The 8,472-nt window shown below is 66.9% G+C and carries 7 protein-coding genes; 4 read left to right on the top strand and 3 right to left on the bottom strand.

Annotation, left to right across the window (positions count from 1 at the left end; genetic code table 11):
• Positions 1-59 precede the first annotated feature (59 nt).
• Together QQS52_RS06370 and dut are read right to left on the bottom strand one after the other, a co-directional pair.
• Positions 60-1,094: a DUF3710 domain-containing protein gene (locus QQS52_RS06370; RefSeq protein WP_472773079.1), complete on the bottom strand. Its 1,035-nt coding sequence runs from the start codon at positions 1,092-1,094 to the stop codon at positions 60-62.
• A 62-nt stretch (positions 1,095-1,156) separates the two neighbouring features.
• The gene (dut, locus tag QQS52_RS06375) at positions 1,157-1,612 is read right to left on the bottom strand and encodes a dUTP diphosphatase (protein ID WP_256381264.1); all 456 of its coding nucleotides are present in this window, start codon (positions 1,610-1,612) and stop codon (positions 1,157-1,159) included.
• Between the two features lie 71 nt (positions 1,613-1,683).
• Here dut and QQS52_RS06380 point away from each other — a divergent pair, with 71 nt between their 5' ends.
• A complete protein-coding gene (locus tag QQS52_RS06380) occupies positions 1,684-2,226 on the top strand; it encodes a DUF3093 domain-containing protein (protein ID WP_472773080.1) in 543 nt (180 codons plus the stop codon).
• A gap of 73 nt (positions 2,227-2,299) precedes the next feature.
• Here QQS52_RS06380 and QQS52_RS06385 read toward each other — a convergent pair whose 3' ends face one another.
• On the bottom strand, positions 2,300-2,590 hold the full coding sequence (locus QQS52_RS06385) for a DUF4193 domain-containing protein (protein ID WP_296206586.1): 291 nt from the start codon (positions 2,588-2,590) through the stop codon (positions 2,300-2,302).
• Positions 2,591-2,770: 180 nt separating this feature from the next.
• Between QQS52_RS06385 and ppgK the strand changes: the two genes are divergently transcribed.
• The 3 genes from ppgK (at position 2,771) to QQS52_RS06400 (ending at position 8,396) form a co-directional block, all read left to right on the top strand.
• Entirely contained in the window at positions 2,771-3,553 is a 783-nt protein-coding gene (gene ppgK / locus QQS52_RS06390) for a polyphosphate--glucose phosphotransferase (protein WP_472773081.1), read from the top strand.
• A 153-nt stretch (positions 3,554-3,706) separates the two neighbouring features.
• Positions 3,707-5,161, top strand: a complete 1,455-nt coding sequence (locus tag QQS52_RS06395) for an RNA polymerase sigma factor (RefSeq protein ID WP_472773082.1) — start codon at positions 3,707-3,709, stop codon at positions 5,159-5,161.
• A 112-nt stretch (positions 5,162-5,273) separates the two neighbouring features.
• Complete coding sequence (locus QQS52_RS06400) at positions 5,274-8,396, top strand: hypothetical protein (protein WP_472773083.1); 3,123 nt, start codon at positions 5,274-5,276, stop codon at positions 8,394-8,396.
• Positions 8,397-8,472: the final 76 nt, after the last annotated feature.

Here is an 8,472-nt window from a genome sequence, read left to right on the forward strand (position 1 = left end):
CAGGGTCTGGTCCTCGAGGGGTTTATTATCAGCCACGTAAGTCTTTCTTAGAGGTCGAGCTAGCGGTCGGAGTTGTCGTCGCCGGCGTCCTGCGAGTCAGCGCCGTCAGCGCTGCCGTTGTCCGCGCCGGCGGAATTGCCGCCGGCGTTGCCGTTGCCAGTGCCGGTGCTGTTGCCGTTGCTCAGCAGACGCCACATCTGCTCGCGCAGCTGCTTTTCGCGCTCCTCGTCGGCGGCGGTGCGCTGGCCGTCCTGGCCGCCGTTGCCCGCGGTGCCTGCGCTGCCTGCGCTGCCGGTGTCGGCGCTCCCGGCGTTGGTGTTGCCGGCCTGGCGCTGCTGCATCGCCTTCTGCAGCTGCTCCACCAGGGCCGGCGGCATCACCACGCGCAGGGCGTTGCCGGCCAGGATCGGCTCGTCGCCGCGGTAGACGAAGGTGCGCGCGACCAGCTCGCGGCCGATCCGCGCCAGCTCTTCCGACTTGCCCTTCGGGGCGGCCAGGGTCACGCGCAGCATCCAACGCGGGCCCTCCACGCCGATGATGCGGATCTCGCCGTTGTCGTTCGACCCAACAATCTCAGTGCCCCAGGGGCCTTCCTCCAGGCGGGTGGGCAGGCCGTCGTTCTCGATGCCCTGGATGAGCTCCTTGGCCGAAGACTCCCACTGCCCGCTTGAGCGCGGCCCGGCGAAAGCCACCGGGGTAATGCGCCCCGCCGTGGTGACGATGTGGAGCATCTTCGGGCCCTTCTCGCCCATCTCCACCTGGACCTGGGAGCTCTTCGGCAGCGCGATCTTCATCGAGCCCAAGTCGAGCGTGCCGGCGGAGAAATCGCTGAAATCGAAGTCCTCGTAGTTCAGGCTGTCGCCGTCGAAGGGGCCGGTGTCCCCGCCGACGGCGTCGTGCTCGGCGACGTTGATGCTAATGCCCGCGGCGCCCGGGAAGCCGTTGGCTACCGCGGCATCGCCGGGCGTATCCGGCACGTCGTCCAGGCGGCCGATGGGCGCGTTGTCCGGCGCGGCCTCAGCCGCCGGTTCCGACGCAGGCGCCTCAGGGGCGTGGTTGTCCTTGTTCTTCTTGCCGAAAGGCCACAAAGCCATGGTTGAAAAGTCCTTTACTCATCGACGTCTATCCGTTCCACTGTAGCCCCTTGCCGCGGGGCCTACACGCCGGTCGAACCGTAACCGCCGTCTCCGCGGACAGTTTCGTCCAGCTCGGAGACCTCCACGAACTCGGCCAGCTCAACCTTCTGGATCACCAGCTGGGCGATCCGCATGCCGCGCGTGATCTCAATCGGCGTGGCCGGGTCGAGGTTGACCAGGCAGACCTTGATCTCGCCGCGGTAGTCGGCGTCGATGGTGCCCGGGGTGTTGACAATGGAAAGCCCCTGCTTGGCGGCCAGGCCCGAGCGCGGGTGCACCAGCCCGACGGTGCCCACCGGCAGCGCCAGGGCGATGCCCGTGCCCACCAGCGCGCGCTGGCCCGGGGCGAGGGTGACTTTCTCGGCCGCGTAGAGGTCCGCACCGGCGTCGCCGCGGTGGGCGCGGTGCGGCATCGGCAGCTCGGGGTCGAGGCGTTTGATCTGGACGGAGAGGTTTGTATCCGGAGTGCTAGTCACGCCCGACAGCCTACCTTCCCCGCCCGGCAGCTTTGCCTTGTGCCCCGGGCGGTGCGATAGACTAGCTAAACGTGAAACCTGCGGACACTAATGGCAACGTCTTGAACCCCAGCGCGAATTCCGAGGTCATCTACCAGGAACGCCAGTGGGTGCCTTGGTATTTCTGGGTGCTGGCCGCCATCGTCGTCGCCGTGACCACGGCAACGGTCGGGCTCAACCGCTCGGGCATCTGGCCGCTGACCGCCGCCATCGTGCTCATCGCGGTGGCGGTGTGGGTGCTGGTCTCCTGGTCCTCGACCGTCGTCACCGTGGAAAAGGACCCCGACGGCACCCGCTGGCTCAGCGTGAAGGATGCCCAACTGCCCAGCGATGTCGTGGCCCGCTCGCTAGCGGTGCCCAAGTCGGCCCGCCGCAACGCGCTGGGCCCGCAGCTCGACCCCGCGGCGTTCCTGTCGACCCACGAGTGGGTCGATGAGCTAGCAATGTTTGTCCTCGACGACCCGGACGATCCCACCCCCTACTGGCTCATCGCCAGCAAGGACCCAGCCGCACTCATCGAGGCTTTCGTCCCCGAGCAAGCAGAGCAGGCCCTGCGCAGCTTCCGCAGCGCCTAGAGCCCGCCAGCCCAAAACACTCTAAAGCACAAAAGCCCTGAAATCCCCCAAGCTTTCAAGCCCAGAAGAGCAGTTAGGCGCAGTCCATGCAGACCTTGTCGCCGTCCTCCTCGTAGGACAGGCGCTTGTTGTCCTGGACCAGGAAGCACACGGAGCAAGTAAACTCGTTGTCCTGGCGCGGCACGACCGTGACGTTGAGCTCCTCGCCGCTCAGATCGACTGTCGGCGGCTCGAAGGGTTCGACGATCTCGCCGTCGTCGTCCATGGCGCTGTTCTCGCTCTCGGCGGCCTTCAGACCCTCCAGGGAATCGGTCTCCAATTCGTCTTCCACGCGGCGCCGCGGTGCGTCGTAATCGGTTGCCATAACTGCACGCTCCAATCGGTTTTTTATGCAAACTTGTGCAGGGAAATCAACTATGTCGATCGCGCATACTAAAGCACAATCGCCGCGCTGTCACACTCGCAGGTAGGAGCCCACGAGAGTGGGTACCCCCTCCCCGCTCAAAACCCTGCGCCCGCGGCGCCATGCGCTACACTTTCCGGCATGCACACGAGTGAGGATTCGACCGCAGGAAATGCCCCGCTAGCCTACGGGATAGACATCGGCGGTTCCGGGATCAAGGGAGCCATCGTGGACCTTAAATCCGGGCAGCTGTACTCTGCCCGGCAGAAGATCGCCACTCCCCAACCTTCTACCCCCGCCGCCGTGGCCGAAACCGTCGCCGAAGTCGTGGACCACCACGGCTGGGACGGGCCCGTCGGCATTACGGTGCCGGCCATCGTGCGCGACGGCATCGTCCAGTCCGCGGCCAACATCGATCCCAGCTGGATCGGCGTCGACGCCCAGGCCCTCTTCCGGGACCACCTGGGCGGGCGCGAGGTCGTCGTGCTTAACGATGCGGACGCCGCCGGCCTCGCCGAAGCCGCCCACGGCGATCCCGTCGCCCGCCAGGGCGCGGCCATCTTCCTGACCATCGGCACGGGCATCGGCTCGGCCTTCCTCCTCGACGGCCGACTGTTCCCCAACACCGAGCTGGGCCACCTGCGGGTGAAGGGGAAGGAGGCCGAGCACGTGGCATCGTCGGCCGCCAAGGAGCGCGAGGACTTGAGCTTCAAAAAATGGGCCAAACGCCTCAACCGGGTGCTGGCCACCTACGAGAAGCTGTTTAACCCGCAGGTGTTTATCGTCGGCGGCGGGATCTCACGCAAATTCGAAAAGTGGGGCCCGCACCTGATTATCGATACCCCGGTCGTGCCAGCGCAACTGCGCAACGAAGCCGGCATCATCGGCGCGGCGATGGCTGTGAACGCACACGTCCAGCCCTAGGATAGAACTAAGGCGCGACGGCGGGAGCAGGACCCCGCTGTCACAAGAGTCGACCAGAATGCTCTATACTGGGCGGTCGATCGTAACTAGATAAACCGACCGCCACAGCGCGGTATAGGTTTTGACTGTAACAATTAAGGCGAAAGGGCGTACGTGGCAGCCACTGATTCTTCCGACAAGGTACTCGGCGAGGACGCAGAGGCGAATACCCCTGCGGGAAAGCCTGCCGCCAAGACGGCAAAGAAGACGGCCAAAAAGACGGCGAAGAAGTCGGCTAAAAAGACCGCCAAGAAGTCGGCGAAGAAGACCGCCAAAAAGACTGCGAAGAAGTCGGCAAAGAAGACCGCCAAGAAGTCGACCCGCAAGGCCACGCCGAAGAAGGTGACCGCGAAGAAGACCAAGGACGACGAGCAGAACCTCGCGGCCACCGCGGCCGAGGAGCAGAAGCCGGAGACCGACAACGAGGACGAGTTCGGAGCCAGCGTCACTGACGACGACTTCGAGCCGGACCACGCTGACTTGGAAGAGCACCTCGACGACGAGGACGAGGAGCTGTCCGGCGACGTCGATGACGTCGACGAGGACGAGGAAGACGACGACGGCCCCTCCGTGTGGGACGAGGAGGAATCCGCCGCGCTGCGCCAGGCCCGCAAGGACGCCCAGCTGACTGCCTCCGCGGACTCAGTGCGCGCCTACCTCAAGCAGATCGGTAAGGTCGCGCTACTGAACGCGGAGCAGGAGGTCTCGCTGGCCAAGCGCATTGAGGCCGGGCTCTACGCCCAGCACCGCATGGACGAGATGCAAAAGGCACTCGCCGACGGCGACAAGGACGCCAAGCTCTCCCCGTCGCTCAAGCGCGACCTGCGCACCATTTCCCGCGACGGCCGCAAGGCTAAGAACCACCTGCTGGAGGCCAACCTCCGCCTGGTGGTCTCCCTGGCCAAGCGCTACACCGGCCGCGGCATGGCCTTCCTCGACCTCATCCAGGAAGGCAACCTGGGCCTCATCCGCGCCGTGGAGAAGTTCGACTACACCAAGGGCTACAAGTTCTCCACCTACGCCACCTGGTGGATCCGCCAGGCCATTACCCGCGCCATGGCCGACCAGGCCCGCACCATCCGCATCCCGGTCCACATGGTCGAGGTCATCAACAAACTAGGCCGCATCCAGCGCGAGCTGCTGCAGGACCTGGGTCGCGAGCCCACCCCGCAGGAGCTGGCCAAGGAGATGGACATCACCGAGGAAAAGGTGCTGGAGATCCAGCAGTACGCGCGTGAGCCCATCTCGCTGGACCAGACCATCGGCGACGAGGGCGACAGTCAGTTGGGCGACTTCATCGAGGACTCCGAGGCCGTCATCGCTGTCGATGCCGTCTCCTTCACCCTCCTGCAGGACCAGCTCCAGGACGTTCTGACCACCCTGTCCGAGCGCGAGGCCGGCGTGGTGCGCCTGCGCTTCGGCCTGACCGACGGCATGCCGCGAACTTTAGACGAAATCGGCCAGGTCTACGGCGTTACCCGCGAGCGCATCCGCCAGATCGAGTCCAAGACCATGTCGAAGCTGCGCCACCCCTCGCGCTCTCAGGTCTTGCGGGACTACCTCGACTAAAATACCCGCCCCGCCACCGAGCCCGAGCCTTTACCGACGTTTAAGGTTCGGGCTCAGTACTGTCACTGCTACTGCCCACATTCTTGCTTCACCACTTCAGGAGTTTTAACCCGTGGTCTTCCCTGCAGATTTCCCCTCTTGCCTCCAGCGCTTTTCCACGGCCGCTGAGCGCCTGCGCGCCGCTGACGACGCCCTTGCCGACCACGACCCGGCCGAGCTGAGCGCCGCCCAGCTCGATTGGTTGAGCACCGAGTTCGGCCGCGCCCTAGCAGCCGCCGAAACCCCGGCCGAGGTCGCGGGCGCCCACCCCAACGTCGTGGCCGCCGTGCTGACCAATGCGCGCACCCAGCTGGCCGATTCCGCCTCCTTCTGGGACACAGCCGCCGCCCAGCTGCAGGTCGACGGCGAGGCGCTGGAGGCGGTGCGCGAGGTGGCATCGTCGGGCGGGGTGGACACGGAGCCGCTGGAGCTGCCGGTGGCGCCTTACGCGGAGTATTGCCCGTGGCTGGAGCTCGACCCAGAGGCCGGGCGCCTGAGCCTGGTCCTGCCCGACCCGTCGAGTGCGTGGTCCGTCGACGCCGGCTTCGACACCTTCCGGATTACCCCGCATGCCCAACCGCCCGAGCTGCGCGATGCCCCCTCCCGCGTCGCGCTCGTCCAGCCGACCGCCCGGGTCACCGCCACGCACGCGGCCAGCGGCACCAAGCACCGCCTAGGCGTGGTGGCCGAGGACTTCCCCGTCCTCTTCTTCGGCCCGGACTGTCGCCCGTTGCCGGACCAGCACCGCATCACCACCGCGGAGGTCTTAGTCCTGGCGCCGACGTGCACGAAGTTCTCCGCCGAGGGCGCGGCCGTGGACGTCGCCGACGAGCTGCGCTTTACCACCTGGCCGGAGTGGTCTCTGTTCGAGCTGCGCGACCTGGCCGCCGCGGAGATTGAGACGCTGACCATCGCGCTGGATCATCCGGCCAGCTTCACCACCCGCCAGGTGCGCGTGTCCACCCCGCAAGACCCACATTCGCGCCTGCCGGAGTGGCGCAGCGCCGATACCGCCATCGCGGACGTGCGCGGCACGGATGGCGGGCGCATCTACGGCGCCTCGCCGCGCCTGGTGCTGCCGGTCGACCCGGCGCCGGAGTGGTCCGTGGAGCTGTACTACGTCGACCCGTTGGGCGAGCGCGAGCTGGTCGAGCAGCTACTGGAGTTGGCCGAGTTCCAGGGCCAGGAGCTGGCGCTGGTCGCCGACGCCTACGAGGACGCCTGGGTAGGCCGCTACGAGATCGACGTGCTGCGCAACGAGACCCTGGTGGATCGCCGCACCTTCAACATGGCCGAGGGCTTTGACCTGCACGTGACCTATAACGGCGCGCAGTTTAGGCACCCCGACCAGGCCGCCGACGCCAACGCCTACACCAAGGCCTACTACTCCCAGCGCAAGGCGGCGGAAAAGTACATCGACGTGCCCTTCGACAAGACGCAGTCCGTGCCCCGCGATGCCGAGACCGCCATGTTCCAGATCTCCAACGCGGTGGACTACTGCCTCGACGTCGTGGTGGTGCCCAAGGCACTGAAGTATTCGCTGGACCTGCGTGGCGAACAGCCGGACTGGGATACCCACCCCGGCACCATCCCGCAGGGTTCCCTGGCGCGCAACGGCGAGCTGAAGGTGCGCTTCCCCGTGGCCATCGGCGGGTCTGCAGCCCTGCTGCTGACCCACGAGGTCTCCCGCAAGGTCAAGGTCATCCAGCTCAAGCGCCGCCGCCACGGACGCGTGTTCACGGTGGGCAATAGCGCCATCCAGCATGCCTTCCCCGAGGCGCACGCGAACTTAGTGGCCACGCTGGCGTGGCATCCGGCATCGGCGGCGCAGACGTGGTCCGAGCTGGCGGATTCCTTCGGCTCGGAGCTCGAGTTCGAGAAGGCGTGGGAGGCGCACGCCACCCCAGACGTGCAGTTGGCTACCCTGCTGCGGTTGAACGAGTCAGAGTTTGAGCTGTCGGGGCGGATTGTGGGCGATAGCCTGCGGCTGTCCGGCAACGCGATGGGCCGGCGGCTGACTGGTTTCCTGTGGCCGGTCACGCGCCCGGACATCGCGCCGTGGCGGGTGGAATTTTCCGCGCAACTTGCCACGCGCGTGCCAGAGGAGCTGCAGGAGGCCGGCCCGCTGGCCGTCGACGTGGTGGAGACGCAGCCCGGCTACCAGGCCAAGGCGCCGAACCGGCCGTCGATGCGGACGTTCATCGTCGCCCAGGACGGCTACTTCGACGACGGACAGGGCGACGAGCTGGCCCACAAGCTCTCCGGGACGAACCCGCGGGCGACCATTGCCAAGCACGAGCAGCCCGCGCTGTGGCGCCACCTGTTCGCGCTGCGGAACCTGGGCCCGGCCGCTACCCGACCGATGGCCGGTGTGCTGCGCAAGACCATCGATGCCGACCCGCGCCACATGCTCGAGGCGCTGGGGCGGTCCAACGTGCGCTCCGGCGACCAGCCGGCCCTGGCTATCGCGCACGGGCTGGCCAATTATGACTTCCACAGCAACGGCGAGCGCGTGGCGGAGTTCCGTGCGCTGCCGTGGATTCGCGTCGTAGAGCAACTCAACGATCTGGTCGACGGGCACGCCGACTGGGACGATGCCACCGATTTCATCCGCACCGCCGGCGGCGAGGTGCTCTTGGAACTGCTGCGCGGCGGCGAGGACACCGGCACCGCGGACACGCAGCAGGTGATGAAGGAGGTCCTGACGGCGGCCAAGGCGAATAACACGCAGCAGGCGCTGGAGGCGCTCTACGATGTCGCCGCCGCCCGCCGCGTCGCCGATACCTCCGCCCTGCGCCACGGCTGGGCCGAGATCTTGCGCCGCCGGAAGAAGTTCATCGACGTCACGGGCTTCGCGGAGTTCCGGGAAGAGATGATGAAGCAGGAGGCGAACGTCGTCGGCGAGGAAATCCGCGCGCACCTGCACCTGCTACGCCGGTTTGCGCACACCGCCGGCAAGCGCCAGAAGAACCAGTGGGCCTGGGTGCCCTACCTGTCGGCCATGGCCGCGCACATCACGCGCGCCGGCGCCGCCGAGCTCAAGGGCAGAGTCTCCTACTACGTGCCGCTGAAGCCGGAGCACCTGACCACCTGGGCGGAGCTCGCGCAGTTGGCCCCGACGCTGACCATCTACGATGTCGTCCGCGAGGAAGCCCGCCAGCTCGTCCGCGCCAACGGGCCGGTCTTGGGCCTCTAGGCACGCCGAGTAGGCGCTACGGGCGTGGTCCGTGGCGCCTTTTCGCGTGTTGAGGCAGTCGTGGGGTTCGGCTGGC

It is taken from the genome of Corynebacterium sp. 1103A (assembly GCF_055700955.1).

Bases quoted from the DNA above. Each gene is read 5' to 3' on its own strand.
- QQS52_RS06385 (WP_296206586.1), bottom strand. From the start codon at position 2,590: ATGGCAACCGATTACGACGCACCGCGGCGCCGCGTGGAAGACGAATTG.
- ppgK (WP_472773081.1), top strand. From the start codon at position 2,771: ATGCACACGAGTGAGGATTCGACCGCAGGAAATGCCCCGCTAGCCTAC.
- QQS52_RS06370 (WP_472773079.1), bottom strand. From the start codon at position 1,094: ATGGCTTTGTGGCCTTTCGGCAAGAAGAACAAGGACAACCACGCCCCT.